Origin of the sequence: Verminephrobacter eiseniae EF01-2 (assembly GCF_000015565.1) — a bacterium.
Lineage (GTDB): Bacteria > Pseudomonadota > Gammaproteobacteria > Burkholderiales > Burkholderiaceae_C > Acidovorax > Acidovorax eiseniae.
Map to the genome: position 1 here is coordinate 1,688,147 of NC_008786.1, position 19,402 is coordinate 1,707,548.

Below are 19,402 nucleotides of genomic sequence, written 5' to 3' on the forward strand. Positions count from 1 at the left end.
GCATTCGTCGCCACCATGGCGCCAACTGCGTCCCAGGCAACGATTTCCTGCAGCGCAGGGCCACGGCTTGCACCGAGGCTGCGGCATGGCCCGCGAAGGCCGCCAGGACCAGCCCACAGCGGGCCGGACTTGCCCGATTGCAACACACCGGAATATGCCTTGGCCGGAGCGCCCGCCGCAAGCAATGCCGCATGGCGGTGCCACCTGCAACGCCTTGCGCCCCGCACGCCCCGCAATGCGCGTCTGGAGTTACCCCCTTCGGGGCCGGCGGGAGCAACCCCCTTGCCCCCGAAGGGGCCTGATTGGAACATCGCCAGCGCCGGCCCGCAAGTGCCCCGTCGCTGTCGTCGGCAGCAGGATCATTGCCTGCCACGCAGCGCGCGGCTGAGCAGGATGACCGGCACCAGGCCCACGGCCACCAGCGCCAGCGCTGGCAAGGCGGCCTCGCCCAGGCGCTCGTCGCGCGCCAGTTGGTAGGTCACCACGGCCAGGGTATCGCTGTTGAACGGACGCAGCACCATGGTGGCGGGCAACTCCTTCATCACATCGACGAACACCAGCAAGGCCGCTGCGGCGCTGGAGCGTTTGAGCAGCGGCCAGTGCACGCGCGCCATCAACCCGGGGCTGCCACTGCCCAACATGCGGGCCGAATCGTCCAGACTGAGCGCAATGCGCGCGTAGCCGCTTTGCATGGTCTGCAACGCCACTGCGCAAAAGCGCACCAGATAGGCCCACACCAGCCCGAAAGCCGTGGCCGTCACCAGCGTGCCCAGGCCCCACTGGGGCGCCACGGCCTGCAACCAGCCCACAGGCAGCAGCAGCCCGACCACGATGACGGCACCCGGCACGGCATAGCCCACGCTGACCAGTTGCACCACGCCCCGCGTCACGGCGTCGGGCTGGCGGCGCACGGCAAAGGCCAGCACGAAGGCCATCGCGACCGCCAGCGCGGCGGTGATGCCACTCAAGCGCAGGCTGTGCCAGGCCCATGCGCCAAAGCGCTCCCAGGGCAGATCCGCCCCGCCAGCCAGCAAAGGCCGCAGCATGAAGGCCACCGGCGCGACGAAGCCGAGCACGACCGGCAGCGTGCAAGCCCCCCATGCCGCCCAACGGCGCGCGCCGCGCAACGCCAGGGGCCGGGCCTGCAGCGAGCCGGCGGGCGCGTCACCGCAGGCAAAGCGCATCCGCTTTTGGGCGCGCTGCTCGATGTGCAGCAACGCCAGCACCAGCACCAGCAGCATGCTGGCCAGTTGCGCAGCCGCCAGGCGGTTGTCCATGGCCAGCCAGGCTTTATAGATTCCGGTGCTGAAGGTCTGAATGCCGAAGTAGCTGGCCACGCCAAAGTCGGCCAGGGTTTCCATCAGCACCAGGGCCACGCCAGCGGCCACCGCAGGGCGTGCCAACGGCAGCGCCACGGCGCAGATGCGGCGCGGCAGCGGCGCGCCCAGAAGACGCGCCGCCTCCATCAGGTGCGCGGTGCGCTCGCCCAGGGCGGTGCGTGCCAGCAGGTACACATAGGGGTAGAGCGAAAAAATGAACACCCACACCGCGCCGCCCAGGCTGCGCACCTCGGGCAGCAAGCGGCCTTGCAGACCCAGGCTGCTGCGCAGGCCCTGTTGCAGCGGGCCGCTGAATTGCAGGAAATCGGTGTACGCATAGGCGGTGACGTAGGCGGGCATGGCCAGCGGCAGCAGCAGCAGCCATTCCAGGCTGCGGCGGCCGGGAAAGTCGAACAAGCTCACGACCAGCGCCGTGCCGGCGCCCACGCAGGCCGCGCCCAGCGCCACCAGCAGGCTCAGCCACAGCGTGGTCCACAGGTAACCGGGCAGCACCGTGGCCGCCATCGCGCGCAAGATCGCGCCCGCCTGCGCGCCGCCCTGATCTGCCGGCAGCCAAGGCAACCACGAGGCCAATAGCGCCAGCACCGGCAACGCCAGAAAGCCGGCGCACAGGAGCAGCGCCAGGGTGCGAAAGACGAAGGGCGTGCGGCGCAAGGCAGAAAGCGGTTCGGAAGGAACGAAGTGCATCCCTGCCCCGGACAGCCCCCGGGCCATGCTCGGGGATGCGGGTGGTGCGGGCGGGATCGTTTGCGGGTGAGAATGCGAATTCTACGCATCAGCCCATCCTGCGGCCGAACCGGGGCCATAAAATGCCGGCATGTTTCTTGAGTTGTCCCGCCTCGAAGTGCGCCATGCAGGCCATGCGCAGGCGGCGGTGCAAGCGCTCACGCTGGCTCTGCGCGCAGGCGATATCGGTGTGCTGATCGGCCCCTCGGGCTGCGGCAAGACCAGTTTGCTGCGCGCCGTGGCGGGGCTGACGCCGGTGTCCGGCGGCGAGATCCGGCTCAGCGGGAGCCTGGTCGGCAGTGCCGCGCTGAGCGTGCCGCCCGAACTGCGGCGCATCGGGATGGTGTTTCAGGACTATGCGCTCTTTCCCCACCTGAGCGTTGGCCGCAATGTGGCCTTTGGCATTCACCGGTTGCCCCGCGCCGAGCAGGCCGCGCGCGTGGCCGAGGTGCTGCGCTTGGTGGGGCTCGATGGCTGCGAGAACCGCTTTGCCCATGAACTCTCGGGCGGGCAGCAGCAGCGCGTGGCGCTGGCGCGCGCGCTGGCTCCACGCCCCCGGCTGATGCTGCTCGACGAGCCGTTTTCCAGCCTCGATGTCGACCTGCGCGAGCGCCTGGCGCACGAGGTGCGCGGCATTCTGAAAGCGGCGGGCACCACGGCGCTGCTCGTGACGCACGACCAGTTCGAGGCCTTTGCGCTGGGCGATGTGATCGGCGTGATGCACGAAGGCCAATTGCACCAGTGGGCCGACGCCTACACCCTGTACCACCGCCCCGCCACGCGCTTTGTCGCCGACTTCATCGGCCATGGCGTGCTGGCCCCGGCGACGCTGGTGCAACGCGGGGGGCACGTGGTGGCGCAGACACCACTGGGTGATCTGGTGGCGCAGACACCATTGGGTGATCTGGTGGCGCAGACACCACTGGGCGACTCGGTGGCACAAACACCCACCCCACTGGACGAACGGTCGGCGCAGACATCGCCGGGCGCATGCGATGTGCTGCTGCGCGCAGACGACATCGTGCACGACGACCGGGCGCCGCTGCAGGCGCAGATCATGCGCAAGTCGTTCCGGGGCGCGGAGTTTCTGTACACCTTGCGCCTGGCCAGCGGCCAGCACCTGCTGGCCCATGTGCCCAGCCACCACGACCACGCATTGGGCGAGTGGATCGGCATCCGCGCGCAGGTAGACCATGTGGTGACTTTTCCACGGGCGCCATGAAACACACCCCGAGGCGCCTGTGGTCTGGCCTGGCCAGTGGCTCTTGCAGGCCGGCCTGGCCCCGAATGCCGTCGGCAGCGCGGCGAGCGTGCTTCACGGCGCAGCCTCCTGCGTCCAATCGTCCAGCACCAGTCCACCGGGAACGCGCCAGAAGGCAAGATCCCTGGTGATGAGGATGGCCTTGTCTTGCACTCGCGCAGCCGCCATTTCAAGGGCCTTCGCATGTGCCGCGATCATCATGTCCATCGGGGCCAGCGGCACCCCGCCGGCTTCGCACCTGGCCCGCAGCGCGCCGTAGATCTGGCCGATCTCAGGCGTCCATGCAAGCACCGTCACACGGGCCAGGAACTCACGAACGCGAGTGGCCAGGCCCTGGGGCTGGCCACGCTTGGCCACGCCGTACAGCAGTTCGGCCTGCGTCACCACGGACACGGCAACGCAGTGCATGGGCACCGCGACGAGACGCTCGCGCACGCGCGGGATGTCGCCCTTGATGATGTGACTTGCGATGTTCGTGTCGAGCAAGTAGGTCGTCACGCCGAAGCCTCAGCGAAGGGGTCGCGCAGGTTCTCGCCCTGGTTGCGATCGGCCTGGCCCATGAAGTCGGCCGGAACGTCCGTCGTCGCATCCAGCGCGAACAAGCCTGCCCAGGACGCAGGCCGCCGCGAGAGGGTCACGTCGCCCGTCGCCAGATCGCGCCGGATGTAGACCTCCTTCTCGTCGAAGCGGTATTCGAGGGGCAGGCGCACGGCCTGGCTGCGCCCTGTGGTGAAGATTTTGGCTGTCCGTGTCATGGTGATGTCCTCGATGCCCGCCAAGCCGGAGCGCCGAAGGCCGACGAGACGCGCATGGAATCGGCCAAGGTGCGCATGGTCTGCATGTGATCCCCTCCGGCAGGCAGGTGGTTGGGTGAGTATGTACCGGAAGATATACCAAGCGCCGGTGGATATCAAGCCATATGTCCGCCGAAATTCACGGCGCCGGGCGCTCGGGAGGGCGCGCCATGGCCGCGCGTGCATCGGGCTTGCCGGCGCCAAGGGCTGCGGCCCATCGACGAGCGGCCCGCAGTGCCCGACACCCACGGGCCATGGATTTCCACCCCCGCGCGAGCGAAGTCGGCTGTATTGCGCGTGACCACGATGCAACCCTGTTCCAGGGCAGTCGCAGCGATCAGCGAATCGATCAGCGATTCGCCCACAAGCGCCCACAAGCGCGGGCGCAGGGCACGCCCGGCGTTTCAGCGCCGCAAGCGGTCGACGCTGGCGCGCAGTTGGCCGGTCCAGGCGCGCCGGTCGCGCCCGCCGGCATGCTCGGGCTGGCCGTAGCGCACCATGGCGACGATCGGCGGCGCGCACAGCGTGCGCCAGATCGAGCCCAGCAGGGTTTCGTCGCCGATGTAGCTCGGGGCAAAGCTGATGGTGCCGGTGGCCTGGTCGGCAAAGCGCAGGCCCACGGGCTGGGCCGGTGCCCGGGCGATGACTGCGGCCTGCAACAAATTGGCGTGGAACGCCAGCATCTCGCGGCCGTCGCCGGTGGTGCCTTCGGGGAATACGGCCAGCACCTCGCGCTGCTGCAGCGCCGTTTGCATCGAGCGCACCATGCGCAACGCATCGCGGCGCGAGTTGCGCTCGATGTACAGGGAGCCGGCAGCCGTTGCCAGCCGGCCGATCAGCGGCCAGGCCCGCACGTCGGATTTGGCGACGAAGCGGCAATGGCACGCCGCATGCAGCACCGGGATGTCGAGCCACGAGAGGTGGTTGGCCACCAGCACCACCGGCCCGCCCAGCGGGGGCTGTCCCTCGATCCGCAGGCTGACGCCGGCATGCGTGAGCAGTTGCAGAGACCAAGCCTGCACATGCGCATGTTGCCGCTCCGGCGACAGGGCGGGAAAGCGCAGCGCCACGATGCACAGCCCCTTGAGCACATGGCCCAGCAGGCGCAGCGCACGCCAGCCGGCGCGCGGATATTTCCAGCCGGCGCGCAGCAGATGCAGCATCGGCCAGGCCCTGTCGAACGGCCCCGGCACCCATGATCTGCGCTTGGGCAGCACCATGGCTCAGCGACGCTCGAAAACCACTTGCCCGCCGACCAGCGTCATGCGCACGCGGCCCGGCAGCCGGTCGCCGGAAAATGGCGTGTGCTTGCCCTGGCTGTGCAGGGCTTGGTCCTGCACCGTCCAGACGGCCTGCGGATCGACAATGCACAGATCGCCGACGCCGCCTTCGACGATCCGGCCCAGGCTGTTTTGCCACTGGCCCAGGGCCGCTCCGAGCACGCGCGCAGGCCCGCAGGTCACGCTGGCCAGTGCGCGCACCAAGGGCAGGCCGCTGTCCTGCGACCATTTGAGCGCCAGGCTCAGCAGCAACTCCAGCCCGGTGGCTCCCGGCTCGGCTTGCGCAAAAGGCAGGGTCTTGGCGTCTTCATCGACCGGGTTGTGGTCGGACACCAGCGCGTCTATGGTGCCGTCGGCCAGCGCGCCCCGGAGGGCATCGCGGTCATGCTGCTGGCGCAGCGGGGGGGACAGGCGGGCCCGGCTGTCGAAGAAGCCGATGTCCGCATCGCACAGGTGCAGCGAATTGATGCTCACGTCGGCGCTGACGGCCAGGCCCTCGGCCTTGGCGCTGCGCAGCAGTTGCACCCCGGCGGCACTGCTGATGCGGCACAGGTGCACGCGGGCGCCGGTGGTGGTCTTGAGCAACTCGAAGATGGTGTGCAACGCAATCGTCTCGGCCGCCACCGGCACGCCCGGCAGGCCCAGGCGCGTGGCCAGCGGGCCGCTGGCGGCCACGCCCCGGCCCAGGTGCAGCTCTTGCGGACGCAGCCACAGGCCGTAGCCGAAGGTGGCGGCGTATTGCAGCGCGCGTTGCAGCACCAAGGTGCTGGCCAGCGGCACCTCGGCCTGGCCAAAGCCGACGCAGCCCGATTCGGTCAGCGCGACCATCTCGGTCAGTTCCTCGCCGGCGAGCTTGCGCGTGAGCGCGCCCAGCGGGAACAGGCGCGACTGCCGCAGCTTGCCGGCGCGGAACTTGAGCATTTCGACCAGACCCGGCTCGTCGAGCACCGGGTCGGTGTCGGGCGGGCAGACCAGGCTGGTCACGCCCCCCGCCACGGCGGCGGCCATCTCCGACGCCAGCATGCCGGCGTGCTCATGGCCGGGTTCGCGCAGGCGCGCAGCCAGGTCCACCAGGCCGGGCAGCACGAGGCAGCCATCGGCGTCGAGCACCCGGTCGGGCACGAAGCCCGGCGGCACACGGTTCAGGCCCACGATGCGGCCCGCTGCCAGCGCGATGTCGCAGCCCTGCGCCAAGCCCGCGCCCGGGTCGAGCACCTGGCCATGCCGGATCAGTATCTTCATGATGGGGCACCAATGCGGCCATTGGCGCATGATGCATCTGCGCCGGCGGCCATCTGTTCAATAGCAGGCATGGGTCAATGGCCACAGGCTTCATTGCCGGCGACGATGGACATCACGGCCATGCGCACCGCAATGCCGAAGCCCACCTGCGGCAAGATCACGCTCTGCCGGCCATCGACCACGGCCGAGTCGATCTCCACGCCACGGTTGATGGGCCCCGGGTGCATGACGATGGCGTCGGGCTTGGCCAGTTGCAGTTTCTCGGGCGTGAGGCCGAAGCTCTTGAAATACTCTTGGCTCGAAGACAGCAACGCGCCGCTCATGCGCTCGTTTTGCAGGCGCAGCATGATGATCACGTCGGCGCCCTCGATCCCCTCCTGGAGTTGGTGGCACACGCGCACGCCCATCTGCGCCATGTCGGCCGGCACCAGCGTGCGCGGGCCGACTGCGCGCACTTCGGCGCAACCGAGCGTGATCAGGCCATGGATGTCCGAGCGCGCCACGCGCGAGTGCAGCATGTCGCCGACGATGGCCACGGTGAGTTGGCTGAAATCCTTCTTGTAGTGCCGGATGGTGTACAAATCCAGCAAGCCCTGCGTCGGGTGGGCGTGGCGGCCGTCGCCGGCATTGATCACATGCACATGGGGCGCGACATGCCGGGCGATCAGGTACGGCGCGCCCGATTCGCTGTGCCGCACGACGAACAGATCGGCGGCCATGGCCGACAGGTTGGCGATGGTGTCGAGCAGCGATTCGCCCTTGCTGGCCGAACTGCGCGTGATGTCCAGGTTGAACACATCGGCCGACAGGCGCTTGGCCGCGATCTCGAAGGTGGTGCGGGTGCGCGTGCTGTTCTCGAAGAACAGGTTGAACACGCTCTTGCCGCGCAGCAGCGGCACCTTCTTGACCTCGCGGTCGTTCACGCTGACGAAATTGGCGGCCGTGTCGAGGATATGCGTGACGATGTCGCGCGGCAGGCCCTCGATGGACAGCAGGTGTATCAGTTCGCCCTGGCCGTTGAGCTGCGGGTTGCGCTGGTGCTGCACGCTCTAGCCCCCTTCGAGCCGCAAGTGAAAGCGGCCGCCGCCGTCGCGTGCCAGCGCCAGCGACTGCGCCGCCGGCAGGCTCACGCGGGCGGCGGCAAAGTCGGCCTGCACCGGCAGTTCGCGACCGCCCCGGTCGACCAGCACGGCCAGGCGCACGCTGGCCGGGCGCCCGTAGTCGAACAGTTCGTTGAGCACGGCCCGGAGGGTGCGGCCGGTGTAGAGCACATCGTCGAGCACCAGCACATCGGCCCCGTTGACATCGAATGGCAGCAAGGTCTGCGTGCCAGCCGACAGGCCGCGCTGGGCAAAGTCATCGCGGTGCAGCACCGAAGACAGCACGCCGGGCGCCCCGGCCAAGCCCAGTTCCTGGTGCAGGCGCTCGGCCAGCCAGGCGCCGCCCGAGGCAATGCCCGCCAGGCGCGTGCCGTCGGTGCGCAGACCGCGCACACCGCGCAGCAGTTCGCGGTACAGCGCCTCGGCATCGAGCACCAAACTTCCCGACAGTGCTGAAGGTTCGGCCGTGCTCACTCGAGACTCCTCAAAAACTGCTCCAGGATGATGCAGGCCGCAGCGGCATCGGCATCCTTGGCGCCGCCGGCAATGGCCTCGGTGGTGCTGTAGCGCTCATCGACTTCAAACACCGGCAGACCGAAGCGGCCGCGCAGTTGGCGCCCGAAGCGCAGCGCCAAGGCGGTGTTCTCGTGGCTTGCGCCATCGGGGTGCAAGGGCACGCCGATCACCAGCGCATCGGGCTGCCACTGCCCGATGCGCTGCGCCACCTGCGCCCAGCGAGCGGCGCCCACGGCCGCGATGGTCGATTGCGGCGCCGCCCGCAGCAACAGGCGGTTGCCGCTGGCCACGCCCACGCGCTTGAGGCCAAAGTCGAAAGCCAGAAAGGTGCGCACATGCGCCGGGACGAGCGCAGGGGCGAGTGCAGAAACAGGTGCGGCAGCAGGAATGGCGGGCGCAATGGCAGTCTGAACGGCGGGCTGAGCGGGCAAGCCGGTCATGCGTGCCCCGCCGAGGGCGACAGCATCCAGACCTCCAGGCCCAGCAGCGACAGCGCCCGGTCGTAGCGCTCGGGCGCCGGCGTGTCAAAGATCACCGACAGGTCGGCCGCCACGGTGAGCCAGGCGTTCTCGGCCAGTTCCGACTCCAACTGCCCGCCGCCCCAGGACGAATAGCCGAGCGTGATCAGCACCCGGCGCGGCCCGGCGCCGGTGGACAGGGCTTCGAGCACATCCTTGGAGGTGGTCATCGCCAGCCCGCCCGGGATGACCATGGTCGACGCATAGGCCGATCCGTCGGTCGCGCTGCGGCCCTCGTCGGGCATGGGCTCGTGCAGCACGAAACCCCGCTCGGTCTGCACCGGCCCGCCCTGGAACACCGGCTCGCGGCCCAAGTCTTCGCGCCGCAGCGACAGATCGACCTTGTCGAACAACCCCTTGAGCGTGATGTCGGTGGGCTTGTTGATGATCAGCCCGAGCGCGCCGCGTTCGCTGTGCTCGCACAGGTAAACGACACTGCGCGCGAAAGCGGCATCTTCCAGACCCGGCATCGCGATCAGGAAATGATGCGTCAGATTGATGGACGCTGAGGCGAAAGACATGCGCCGATTTTAGCGGTGAACCCGGCGCCTTCCGGCACGCTTTGTCCGCCCCGACGGCCCCGGGTTACTACCAGCCCGGCCGCCCGGGCACGCATCGCGCGGTGCGGCACAATGCCGCCACGGCCGTGCACCCCCGCAGCACATGGCCGGCGGAGAGCCACGATGCACAAGCGCTTCTGCACCCGCGAGCATGAACCCGGTTATTGGCGCGAGGCCATCGCCAATGCCTATTTCGACCTCCAGTTGTCCTTTGGCGACGAGCATCGGTTCGACGGGCAGATCGACATCTGGGATCTGGGCACCGTCGAGCTATCGCTGCTGCAATCGAGCGCTCTGGCCTATCGCCGCCTGCGCCAGCATTGCCGCGCGCAAGAGCGCCAGATGCTGGTGACCATGCCGTTCCAGAGCCAGGTCGAATTCACGCAGCTCGGCCGCAGCACCCGCTGCGCGCCGGGCCAGTTTCTGCTCGAATCGAGCGAGGAACCCTATGACTTCGGCCATGGCCAGGACAACGCGATGTGGGTGCTCAAGCTGCCGGTCGCGGCGCTGAAGGCGCGCATCGGGGAGCCGAGCCGTTTTTGCGCGCGCCAGTACGACAGCCTGCAGGGCCTGGGCCGGCTGTTCCATGATTACCTGCAACTGGTCGCGCGCCACTGCCGGGCAGACCATGGCAGCCATGTGCGGTCGCTGATGGCAAGCCAGCTGATCGACCTGTTGGCGCTCAGCCTGCAGCAGCACCCGGATGCGCTGCAGTCCTCGCACTCCGCAGTGCGCGATGCGCACCTGGCGCGCATCGAGGCCCATGTGCACCGGCATCTGTCCGACCCGGCTTTGTCACCACAGAGCATTGCGCAGGCCAGCGGCATTTCGCTGCGCTATCTGCACCAGTTGTTCGAGGACACCGGCCAATCGGTTGCGCAATGGATCCGCGAATTGCGCCTGCAATCGGCCCATGAAGCGCTCAGCCGCGCCAACGGGCAGACCACGGTGGCGCAGATCGCTTATGGCGCGGGCTTTGGCGACCAGGCCCAATTCAGCCATGCGTTTCGCAAGAAGTTCGGCCATGCGCCCAGCGAGATGCTGCGCTCATCACGGCCAGCGCGCAGCGGCAAGTAATCCCCCCCCCGGGCCATGCTCATTGCTGCGCGCTGAGCACGTAGCAGCCGCTGGCGTCGAGCCGCGCCTGCCAGCCCGATTGCAGCACGATCGTCGTGGTCGGCTCCTCGATCACGGCGGGGCCGTCGATGAGGTCGTCGGCGCCAAGCCGCGTGCCGTCGTAGACGGGGGTCTGGAGCGCCGCCGCATCGGCCCCGAAGACCATCGGCCGGTGCGTCCTGATCGCCGCCGACGGCTGTCCGCCCCGGGGCCACTGCGCCAGGCGCAGCGGTTCGGTCTTGCCCAGGACGGTGGTTTCGATATTCACGATCTCGATCAGGCTGTCAGGCTCGTCATAGGTGAACAGTTGCCGGTGCATTTGGTGGAATGCGGTCTTGATGGCCGCGAGGCTGGCCGCGCCAAGCGCCAGCGTGCCAATGTCCACCGGGCATTCATGGACCTGGCCCACGTAGCGCATATCGAGGCTGCGCCTGAAGGCGATGCGCTCGCGCGCGATGCCCTCCTGGTGCAGCACGGCCGCGCCCTGGCGCTCGAGCGCGGCAAAGCGCTGCTCCAGCAGCGCGATGTCGGCGCGCTCGTCGAGCCGCATCGGGGCCGAGGCCATGTAGTCGTACTTCACGTCCGACAGTATCTGGCCGAAGGCGCACAGGCCCGAGGCCAGTTTCGGCACCAGCACCGTGCGGATGCCGATCTCGCGCGCCAGCGCGGTGATGTGCAGCGCGGTCGCGCCGCCGGCGCCGATCAGCGCGAAGTCGCGCGGGTCGTAGCCGCGCTCGATCGACACGCGGCGGATGCCGTTGACCATGTTGTTGTTGACGATGCTGAAGATGCCGTATGCGGCTTTCTCCGGCGTGATGCCCAACGGCCCGGCCAGTTGCGTCGCAATCGCCTGGCGCGAGGCCGCAGCATCGATGGCCAGGCGCCCGCCGAGCAGCGCCTGCGGGTTGAGGTAGCCCAGCGCCACATTCGCGTCGGTCACCGTGGGCCGGGTGCCGCCGCGCATGTAGCAGGCCGGCCCTGGGCTTGCGCCAGCCGATTGCGGGCCGACATTGAGCAGGCCCATGCTGTCGATCCAGCCGATCGAGCCGCCACCGGCACCCAGCGATTCGACCTGGATCATCGGGGTGCCGATGCGGTAGCGCAAAAAATCGTTGTCCTTGGTGACCTGGGTCTGGCCTTGGTGCGTCAGCGTGATGTCGAACGAGGTGCCGCCCATGTCGACGGTGATGAAATTCGCCAAGCCCAGCGGCTGCGCAATATGCCGGCCCGCCATTGGCGCCGAGGCCGGCCCGGAGTTGATCGCGTTGACGGCGCGCGCGACCATCACGGCCCGCGAGGCCATGCCGCCGTTGGACTGGAAGTAGCGCACCGGCACCCGCAGGCCGCTGTCCTGAAAGAACTTGTCGATGCGCGTCGCATAGGCGCCAAGCACCGGGCCCAGGTAAGCGTTGAGCACGGCGGTCGAAGTGCGCGTGTACTCGCGCATCTGCGGGAACACCTCGATGCCCACCGAGACATAGGCCTCGGGCAACAGCTCGCGCACGATCTGCGCCGCGCGCCGCTCATGTTCATCGTTGGCCACGCTCCACAGGAACGAAACCGCCACCGCCTGCACGCCCTCGCGCCGGAACGACTCGCAGGCATTGCGCACATCCTGCTCATCGAGCGGTGTGTGCACCGTCCCGTCGCTCAGCACCCGTTCGCGCACCGGCACGCGCAGATGGCGCTCGACCAGGATCTGCGCCGGCGGATAGGCGTCGTCGTAGCGGTAGCCTTCCTCCTTGTGACCCAGGCGTATCTCCAGCGAATCCTCATGGCCTGCGGTACAGATCAGGCCGGTCTTGACGCCTTGGTGCTGTATCAGCGCGTTCAGCCCGACGGTGGTGCCGTTCACGCACAGTTCGGTCTGGCCCAGGATGTCGGCAATCGGCAGGCCCAGCTTTTGCGCAATCTGCGCCAAGCCTTCGGCGATCGCCCGGGTGCCGTCCTCGGGGGTCGAGGTGGTCTTGAACAGGTGGACATTGCCGCTGCCGTCGGCCAGCACGAAATCAGTGAAAGTGCCGCCTGCATCCACGCCGAGTCGATAGTTCATGCCTTGCTCTCCGGAAAATCAGACGCCGGGCGCCGGGTGACGCGCACCGGCGCGCCGGCCGGTCCAGCGCTCGACATCGACGATCACGCCGTACTCCTGCTCGGCAGCGGCCAGCGACACATAGCCGTTGCGCACGTCATGGACGACCTTGCCGATCTCGCGCTCCAAGGCCGGGCCCCAACCACCGCCACCGGGGTTCACGGTGGCCACCCGCTCTCCCGGCGCTATCTTGAGGATGGTGTTCTTGCGCAGCACCTCGATCACTGCGTCGCCCTGCTTGCGCTCGATGCGGCCGAGCTTGCAGCCGGCATGCGCTGCCCCACCCGACGCCCCCTGCGCCCCCTGCGCCCCCAGTGCCGGATAGTGGCGGCCTTCGCCGAAACTGATGACCGTCATCGCGTGGTCGATGGGCTCGACCTCCCAGACGGTGGCGCAGCCGCCACGGTTCTTGCCCGCGCCACCGCTGTCCGTGACCAGGCCATAGCGGTGGATCAGGATCGGATACTGGTGCTCGAGCAGCTCGATGTCGCCCGAAGTCAGCGCGCCAAAGCAGCACTGCGGGCCGACCGCGTTCCATCCGTCCAGATGCGCCGTGGCCCCGGCCCCGCCGATCAGCGAAGCCAGCACCATGGTCACGTACTCCTCGTCGTTGCGCCGGTCGCGCCCGGCGATGTTGATGCCGCTGGAATGGCACCAAGAGCCTACGGCGCGCTCGGGCGCGGCTTGCTCCAGCGCCAGGCGCACGGCATCGGCCAACGTTTCCATCGGCGTGGTGGTGCAGTTCACATGCGGCGCCGGCTCGGCCGCGTTGCACAGCGTGCCCTGGGGGCCCAGGTCGAGCGTGATGCAGCGGTACAGCCCCTCGTTGTACGGCGGCGCGACTTTGGCAAACATCATCAGACCCAGGTACACGCCTGAATGCGAGTTGCCCGCGTAACTGTTGATGAAGTAAGGCACCTGCGGCGGGCTGTCGATGCGGATGTGGCAGTGCTCGCCCTCGATCGTCACCCGGGCCCCGATGCGCAGTTCCCCCAGGCCGTGACCGGCATCTTCGAGCACCGCGCTGGCCTCATGGCTGCCGTCAGGAATCGAGGCGAACAGCGCGCGCATGGAACGCTCGGCCATGTCGAGCAACTCGTCGACGCATGACTGCACTTCGCTCACGCCGTACTTGGCGAGCAATGCCAGCAGATTGCGCTCGCCGATCGAAACCGCGCCGAACTGCGCCCGCAAATCGCCCTCCCAGTCGCGGCGCGAACGCACGTTGGCCAGCAGGAACCCGATGACATCGTTGCGCGGCCGCCCCTTGTCCCACAGCTTGACCGGCGGAATGCGCAAGCCCTCGGCGTAGATCTCCGTGGCTGCGGGGTTGTAGCCCGCCGGCACCGGGCCGCCAATGTCCGTCACATGCCCTTTGCAAACGCTCCAAAAGACCAGTTTGCCCTGATGGAAGATGGGCTTGTACATGCAGCAATCGAGGATATGGCTGCCCATCAGGACCGGGTCGTTGTGGTAGATCACATCGCCCTCGTGGATATCGTCGCCGAAGTACGCGGCCACCGCCTTCATCGCCGGCATCAGGCCGCCGAGATGGATCGGAATGTCCTGCCCCTGAAGAATCATCTCGGCGCGGTGATTGAACAGCGCATTGCTGTAATCGTGGGCCACGTTGAAAACGCTGGAGCGCGCCGTCTTCTCCAGCGTCAGCGTCATCTCGCGCTGCGTGGTCTCCAGTGCGCCGCGCACGACGGCCAGGGTGATCGGATCGACTCGGGGCTTGGGCATGTCCACATGGGGCTCCTTGGTACGACCGCACAACCCGGGGGGGTGGGGTCTGGCCTGCACGTCACGGTGTGCGCTGCGGCGCTGGATACCAATCTAGGCGTTCATGCCGGCGAACGCTTGTGGCTGCGTGCACAAGTGTTTGTGCCTGAGTGCAGACCCGGGTAAGCACCCAGGCCGCACCCGTCGGGCGGGGGCGCAAGCAGGGGTCAGTGGATTGCGGCGCCCTCGCGAGCCAATGTTTTCAACTGTTCGAGAGACAACGAATGCATGCCCAATGCCGGCAGCAGATCGTTTTCGCGGCTGAAATCACGCCCGTATGCGGCGCAAAAGAGGGCGATACCCGCTTCATGGAGCAAGGCGGGTGCATCGACCAGGCGGCCAAGCCGGGCCGTCGCGACCAAGCCGAAAGGAACATCTTCGAGCACATACCGTGACAGGGCCGTCTTGGGGCCAAAGCCCCCATTGCCGTTGCGGTGCATCTGCTGATTCATTTCAGAAACACCTGCCGCAGGCACATGGAAAGAAAGGGAGAAATGCTCCCTGACCGTTTTCACTTTGACGCCCAATGCTGCCGCGATGGCAAGACGCTCCAAGTCCAGGGCTTCTATCAGCCGGCCTACGGCAGGCGTCACATTCTCTGCCTGGCCCCAGGTTTCCCCGCGTTCCATCCGGGTCAGGTTCATCAACGCAATGGCCAGATGATTTTGCGGATTCAGGTTGCTCAGGGCGATCGCCAAAAGCCCGTCCCGCTGCACGAAACGATCCCCAAAAAGCCGGGTGCAAAGTTCGACGGCCCGATCCGCATCCCTTTCTGGCACCGTTGCGACGTCCATCTTTCCCCGAACCGTCACGACGTTGGCGCAAGTCGCATTCCTGGTTCCGGTGATGAGCGTCGTGCCCCAGGCAATGATCGTCGCACGAATGCCGCGGGCTGCCAGCAGTTGGGACAGATACAGCGCGCCCAATGAAATATGTGAACTGATGATGACCGTCTGGCCGTCCCGAATGTGGGGCGCCACTGCATCCATCGTGGTCTTGTGACAAAACCCGGGAAGACAGATCAACAAAACCTCGGCCCCATGGACGGCCTGCGCGCAATCTTTGGCAACGCGCGGCAGGAACTCAAGCTCGATGGCCCCTTGGGCGACCAGCGGCGCCCCGGCCTCGAAGGGTTCCGTGCCTTTCCCGGACGGTGACCAAAGCATCGGGTCGTGTCCCGCCCGGGCCAGGAAGGCCGCAGTGCCGAAGGCGACGCCGCCTGCGCCCAGAATACTTACTTTCATAGCGGCCTTTCTTGCCGGTGGTGCATGTCAAGACATCTCGATCCGTACCCGCCAGATCGAATCCCGTTGCTTTTTCCACTGTTTTCCCACTGGAATCGACGACCCGGAACCCACATGCCTGACCCTGCGGGCGGGGCCGGGCATGGCGGACTCCGATTATCGAACGACGGCCCTGCAACCCCGCACCAGCGCCGGACGATCGACCACCTCCGGCCAAAGGGCAAAAGGCCAAAGGCCGACCAGACGTTGCACGGCTGCATGCGATGCTGGCAGACTGGCGCCTTCGTCCCCCGCCCCTGACTTTCCTGAGAGCGCATGATGCCCCATCGACCGATCCTGGCCCTGGCCTTTGTTTTCGCGCTGTCGCCGATGGCTGCGCCCGCACAAACCGATTCTTGGCCAAGCGGTCCGGTGCAGGTGGTCGTTCCTTTTGGCGCCGGGGGAGGAACCACCGACCCACTGGCGCGCATCGTTGCCGAGGAACTGGGCAAGCAGTTCGGGGTGGGCTTCGTGGTTGCCAACAAACCCGGGGCCAACGGCAATCTCGGTGCGGTCTTCGTCAAGCGATCTGCGCCGAATGGGCAAACACTCCTTTTCACCGGTGCTGGCACATTGGCGACCAATCCCGCCATGTACCAAGACCCGGGGTTTGACACCAAGGCAGATTTCGAGCCGGTCGTCGTCATCGCAAGCGTCGCCAACATCCTGGTCGTGAACCCGTCGATTCCCGCCACCACCGTGAAAGAGTTCGTGGCGTATTTGAATAAATACCCGGACAAGGTGTCGTTTGGCTCGACGGGCAACGGCAGTTCCATGCACACGGCAGGCGAGTTGTTTCGCCAAAAGACCTCGACCTCCATGGTCCATGTTCCCTACAACTCCGCTGGCGCCGCTACGACGGATCTGATCAGCGGCAACATTCAGGCCATGTTTCAACTGGTGCCAGGCATTTCCGGCTTCATCGCCAACAAGAAAGTGACCGCGCTGGCGGTGATGTCGCCGCGGCGCTCGGCCACCGTGCCGGACGTGCCAACCATGGCGGAAGCGGGCTTTCCCAGCCTGGTTTCATACACTTGGCTGTGCCTGATGGCGCCCAAGGGAACGCCAAAACCGGTGATCGATCGGTTGAACGAAGGCGTGAACAAACTGCTTGCGCAACCGGCGTTCCGCGCGCGCCTGGCGGCCATGGGCGTCGAGCCGATGGGCGGCACTCCGGCCGAGTTTTCCGCGTTCCTCGACGCGGAGATAAAAAAGTGGGGCGATGTCGTAAAGAGTTCCAACATCGCGGTTCAGTAACCCATGCGCCACAAGACATGGCGCGGCCCCATCGCTTGATCTGCCTCCTGGCGTTGCCGCCAGACAGCGGCGCGGCCGGCGGATCGCTCCGAGCAAACGGCACGCTGGCGCCGTAGCCGGCGGGCATGGCCACGCGGGCATGGCCATGCGCCCGAAGCCCACGATGCCGGACGACAATCGGCTAGCGAATTTGCAGCGCAGGCCTGCCGGCGATTGGCGCGACGGCTGGTGCAGCGGCATGCGGCAGCGGTACCAAGGCCGAAGCGGCGCCGCCTTGCAGTTTATGCCCGGCTGTCTGCTCCACGGCACCGGGTAAGCACGGCCCGCAGCGAATTCCCGGCCCCGTCGTGGCGCTCACCCCACAGGCGTTACGGGCACGTAAAGTCGACCGCCATGGCGCTGGAATTCGGCGGCTTTGAGCTCCAGCCCCAAGGTCTGCGCATCGGTCTCGGCCAGGCCTCGTTGCGCAGCGAAGTCGCGCACTTCCCGGGTGATCTTCATCGAGCAGAATTTGGGGCCGCACATCGAGCAGAAATGCGCCACTTTGGCGGCGTCCTTGGGCAGGGTTTGGTCGTGGTAGTCCCGGGCCGTGTCCGGGTCCAGCCCGAGGTTGAATTGGTCCTGCCAGCGAAAGTCGAAGCGCGCCTGGCTGAGCGCATCGTCGCGGGCGCGGGCGCCCGGGTGCCCCTTGGCCACATCGGCGGCGTGGGCCGCGATCTTGTAGGCCATGATGCCCTGCTTGACATCGTCGCGGTTGGGCAGGCCCAGGTGCTCCTTGGGTGTCACATAGCACAGCATGGCCGTGCCCATCCAGCCGATCATCGCGGCGCCGATGGCGCTGGCGATATGGTCGTAGCCCGGGGCGATGTCGATGGTCAGCGGCCCCAGGGTGTAGAACGGCGCCTCGTGGCAGGTCTTGAGCTGCTCGGCCATGTTGGCTTCGATCATGTGCATCGGCACATGGCCCGGGCCTTCGATCATGGTCTGCACGTCGTGCTTCCAGGCCAGCCGGGTCAACTCGCCCAAGGTGTGCAGTTCGGCGAACTGGGCCTGGTCGTTGGCGTCCGACGCGCAACCGGGGCGCAGGCCGTCGCCCAGGCTGAACGACACGTCGTAGGCTTTCATGATCTCGCAGATGTCCTCGAAATGCTGGTACAAAAAGCTCTCGCGGTGGTGCACCATGCACCACTTGGCCATGATCGAGCCACCGCGCGAGACGATGCCGGTGCGCCGCCCGGCCGTCAGCTGGATATGGGCCAGGCGCAGGCCGGCGTGGATGGTGAAGTAGTCCACGCCCTGCTCGGCCTGCTCGATCAGCGTGTCGCGGAAGATGGCCCAGGTCAGGTCCTCGGCCACGCCGCCGACCTTCTCCAGCGCCTGGTAAATCGGCACCGTGCCGATGGGCACCGGCGCGTTGCGCACGATCCAGTCGCGCGTGGTGTGGATGTTCCTGCCGGTGGAAAGGTCCATCACGTTGTCGGCACCCCAGCGGATGGCCCACACCAGCTTTTCGACCTCCTCCTCGATGCTCGAAGTAACGGCCGAGTTGCCGATGTTGGCGTTGATCTTGACCCTGAAGTTGCGCCCTATGGCCATGGGCTCGAGCTCGGGGTGGTTGATGTTCGCCGGAATGATGGCGCGCCCGCGCGCCACCTCGGCGCGCACGAATTCGGGCGTGATGGTCTTCGGGATGTCAGCGCCCATGGCGTTGCCCCGCAGGCGCTGCTCGCGGTCTGTGTCGGCCAGGTACTGCGCCATCCACTCGCGCTTGCCGTTCTCGCGCAGCGCCACATATTCCATCTCCGGCGTGACGATGCCGCGCCGGGCGTAGTGCATCTGCGTGACATTGGCGCCGGCCTTGGCGCGCAGCGGCGGGCGCTGCAAGGCTGCGGCCTCGGCGCGCAGAGCGGCCAGGCGCGCGGCGTCGGCGCTCTTTGGGCCATCGTCGCCCGCCAGCGGAGCACGGCCTGCGTAATGCTCCACATCGCCACGGCCGGCGATCCAGCCCCCGCGCACGCTGGCCAGGCCCCGGCGCACATCGATCACCGCCTGCGCATCGGTGTAGGGGCCGGAACTGTCGTAGACACTGACCTGCTCGCCGTTGGTCAGCGTGATGTCACGCACCGGCACGCGCAGATCGGCATATAGCTGGCCGGGGATATAGGCTTTGCAGGATGCGGGAAAGGGCACGCGCGTCAGCGCCAGCCGTTCGGCGAATGGCTCGCCGGCGTGGGGGTCAGGGGCGTTCATGGGCAGGTCTCCAGGTTCCGGTGGGTGGGGGACACTGCTCCGGGATGGGCCTTGCGCTCCTGCCGTGCGGGGCCGTCGGCGTATGCCTGAAGGCGGGGGCAAGGAGGTCGGCTCTTCTTCCGCCGGTATGAACCGGATCAAGTTCGTCGGGTTCGCCAGGCCAGCCGAATTTCTTCGGCATCGCCTCGCATCTCAGCGCTTGCGCGCACCCCGGAGCAGCGGCCAGTATAGGCCATGGAGCCGCTCCCGCAGTGGCGCCCGCCGAGACGAGGCTGGTCTGGG

Annotated in this window: 16 protein-coding genes and 1 riboswitch; of the genes, 3 read left to right on the top strand and 13 right to left on the bottom strand. The window is 67.4% G+C overall.

The features are described from left to right. Positions 1-359: 359 nt before the first annotated feature. Entirely contained in the window at positions 360-2,027 is a 1,668-nt protein-coding gene (locus VEIS_RS07340; RefSeq protein ID WP_011809274.1) for an ABC transporter permease, read from the bottom strand. A gap of 130 nt (positions 2,028-2,157) precedes the next feature. Here VEIS_RS07340 and VEIS_RS07345 point away from each other — a divergent pair, with 130 nt between their 5' ends. Next, positions 2,158-3,288, top strand: a complete 1,131-nt coding sequence (locus tag VEIS_RS07345) for an ABC transporter ATP-binding protein (protein WP_011809275.1) — start codon at positions 2,158-2,160, stop codon at positions 3,286-3,288. Positions 3,289-3,381: 93 nt separating this feature from the next. Here VEIS_RS07345 and VEIS_RS07350 read toward each other — a convergent pair whose 3' ends face one another. The 8 genes from VEIS_RS07350 to VEIS_RS07390 all read right to left on the bottom strand — a co-directional run bounded on the left by VEIS_RS07350 (position 3,382) and on the right by VEIS_RS07390 (position 9,298). Then, the gene (locus VEIS_RS07350) at positions 3,382-3,825 is read right to left on the bottom strand and encodes a type II toxin-antitoxin system VapC family toxin (protein WP_011809276.1); all 444 of its coding nucleotides are present in this window, start codon (positions 3,823-3,825) and stop codon (positions 3,382-3,384) included. Then, positions 3,822-4,082, bottom strand: a complete 261-nt coding sequence (locus VEIS_RS07355) for an antitoxin (RefSeq protein ID WP_011809277.1) — start codon at positions 4,080-4,082, stop codon at positions 3,822-3,824. The genes VEIS_RS07350 and VEIS_RS07355 overlap by 4 nt, the downstream gene beginning before the upstream one ends. A gap of 443 nt (positions 4,083-4,525) precedes the next feature. Next, on the bottom strand, positions 4,526-5,284 hold the full coding sequence (locus VEIS_RS07365) for a lysophospholipid acyltransferase family protein (RefSeq protein ID WP_011809279.1): 759 nt from the start codon (positions 5,282-5,284) through the stop codon (positions 4,526-4,528). A 60-nt stretch (positions 5,285-5,344) separates the two neighbouring features. Further along, positions 5,345-6,643 (bottom strand): dihydroorotase, encoded by a 1,299-nt coding sequence (locus tag VEIS_RS07370; RefSeq protein WP_011809280.1) that lies wholly within the window; start codon positions 6,641-6,643, stop codon positions 5,345-5,347. Between the two features lie 74 nt (positions 6,644-6,717). Beyond that, positions 6,718-7,689 (bottom strand): aspartate carbamoyltransferase catalytic subunit, encoded by a 972-nt coding sequence (locus tag VEIS_RS07375; RefSeq protein WP_011809281.1) that lies wholly within the window; start codon positions 7,687-7,689, stop codon positions 6,718-6,720. A 3-nt stretch (positions 7,690-7,692) separates the two neighbouring features. Then, positions 7,693-8,217 (bottom strand): bifunctional pyr operon transcriptional regulator/uracil phosphoribosyltransferase PyrR, encoded by a 525-nt coding sequence (gene pyrR, locus VEIS_RS07380; RefSeq protein WP_011809282.1) that lies wholly within the window; start codon positions 8,215-8,217, stop codon positions 7,693-7,695. Beyond that, complete coding sequence (ruvX, locus tag VEIS_RS07385) at positions 8,214-8,699, bottom strand: Holliday junction resolvase RuvX (RefSeq protein ID WP_011809283.1); 486 nt, start codon at positions 8,697-8,699, stop codon at positions 8,214-8,216. The genes pyrR and ruvX overlap by 4 nt, the downstream gene beginning before the upstream one ends. Next, positions 8,696-9,298, bottom strand: a complete 603-nt coding sequence (locus VEIS_RS07390) for a YqgE/AlgH family protein (RefSeq protein WP_011809284.1) — start codon at positions 9,296-9,298, stop codon at positions 8,696-8,698. Before VEIS_RS07390 ends, ruvX begins: the two co-directional genes overlap by 4 nt. A 162-nt stretch (positions 9,299-9,460) precedes the next feature. On the opposite strand from VEIS_RS07390, the gene VEIS_RS07395 reads away from it, so the two are divergent. Continuing rightward, a complete protein-coding gene (locus VEIS_RS07395) occupies positions 9,461-10,414 on the top strand; it encodes an AraC-like ligand-binding domain-containing protein (protein ID WP_011809285.1) in 954 nt (317 codons plus the stop codon). Between the two features lie 19 nt (positions 10,415-10,433). On the opposite strand, the gene capA is transcribed toward VEIS_RS07395, so the two are convergent. The 3 genes from capA to VEIS_RS07410 form a co-directional block, all read right to left on the bottom strand. Continuing rightward, positions 10,434-12,506 (bottom strand): caprolactamase subunit alpha, encoded by a 2,073-nt coding sequence (gene capA / locus VEIS_RS07400; protein WP_011809286.1) that lies wholly within the window; start codon positions 12,504-12,506, stop codon positions 10,434-10,436. An 18-nt stretch (positions 12,507-12,524) separates the two neighbouring features. Next, positions 12,525-14,291, bottom strand: coding sequence for a caprolactamase subunit beta (capB, locus tag VEIS_RS07405; RefSeq protein ID WP_011809287.1), 1,767 nt, complete (start codon positions 14,289-14,291; stop codon positions 12,525-12,527). Positions 14,292-14,497: 206 nt separating this feature from the next. After that, positions 14,498-15,574: an NAD/NADP octopine/nopaline dehydrogenase family protein gene (locus VEIS_RS07410; RefSeq protein ID WP_011809288.1), complete on the bottom strand. Its 1,077-nt coding sequence runs from the start codon at positions 15,572-15,574 to the stop codon at positions 14,498-14,500. Positions 15,575-15,943: 369 nt separating this feature from the next. Between VEIS_RS07410 and VEIS_RS07415 the strand changes: the two genes are divergently transcribed. Continuing rightward, positions 15,944-16,870, top strand: a complete 927-nt coding sequence (locus VEIS_RS07415) for a Bug family tripartite tricarboxylate transporter substrate binding protein (protein WP_265259888.1) — start codon at positions 15,944-15,946, stop codon at positions 16,868-16,870. Between the two features lie 354 nt (positions 16,871-17,224). Here the strand turns inward: VEIS_RS07415 and thiC are convergent, their stop codons facing one another. Beyond that, positions 17,225-19,120 (bottom strand): phosphomethylpyrimidine synthase ThiC, encoded by a 1,896-nt coding sequence (gene thiC, locus VEIS_RS07420; protein WP_011809290.1) that lies wholly within the window; start codon positions 19,118-19,120, stop codon positions 17,225-17,227. Positions 19,121-19,217: 97 nt separating this feature from the next. Further along, positions 19,218-19,343, bottom strand: a riboswitch (TPP riboswitch). Between the last annotated feature and the right edge of the window lie 59 nt (positions 19,344-19,402).

Excerpts from the sequence above, each read along its gene's own strand:
- ruvX (WP_011809283.1), bottom strand. The coding sequence starts at position 8,699 with ATGACCGGCTTGCCCGCTCAGCCCGCCGTTCAGACTGCCATTGCGCCC.
- VEIS_RS07410 (WP_011809288.1), bottom strand. The coding sequence starts at position 15,574 with ATGAAAGTAAGTATTCTGGGCGCAGGCGGCGTCGCCTTCGGCACTGCG.
- capB (WP_011809287.1), bottom strand. The coding sequence starts at position 14,291 with ATGCCCAAGCCCCGAGTCGATCCGATCACCCTGGCCGTCGTGCGCGGC.
- VEIS_RS07365 (WP_011809279.1), bottom strand. The coding sequence starts at position 5,284 with ATGCTGCATCTGCTGCGCGCCGGCTGGAAATATCCGCGCGCCGGCTGG.
- thiC (WP_011809290.1), bottom strand. The coding sequence starts at position 19,120 with ATGAACGCCCCTGACCCCCACGCCGGCGAGCCATTCGCCGAACGGCTG.
- VEIS_RS07340 (WP_011809274.1), bottom strand. The coding sequence starts at position 2,027 with ATGCACTTCGTTCCTTCCGAACCGCTTTCTGCCTTGCGCCGCACGCCC.
- VEIS_RS07345 (WP_011809275.1), top strand. The coding sequence starts at position 2,158 with ATGTTTCTTGAGTTGTCCCGCCTCGAAGTGCGCCATGCAGGCCATGCG.
- VEIS_RS07390 (WP_011809284.1), bottom strand. The coding sequence starts at position 9,298 with ATGTCTTTCGCCTCAGCGTCCATCAATCTGACGCATCATTTCCTGATC.
- capA (WP_011809286.1), bottom strand. The coding sequence starts at position 12,506 with ATGAACTATCGACTCGGCGTGGATGCAGGCGGCACTTTCACTGATTTC.
- VEIS_RS07395 (WP_011809285.1), top strand. The coding sequence starts at position 9,461 with ATGCACAAGCGCTTCTGCACCCGCGAGCATGAACCCGGTTATTGGCGC.
- VEIS_RS07370 (WP_011809280.1), bottom strand. The coding sequence starts at position 6,643 with ATGAAGATACTGATCCGGCATGGCCAGGTGCTCGACCCGGGCGCGGGC.
- VEIS_RS07415 (WP_265259888.1), top strand. The coding sequence starts at position 15,944 with ATGGCTGCGCCCGCACAAACCGATTCTTGGCCAAGCGGTCCGGTGCAG.
- VEIS_RS07355 (WP_011809277.1), bottom strand. The coding sequence starts at position 4,082 with ATGACACGGACAGCCAAAATCTTCACCACAGGGCGCAGCCAGGCCGTG.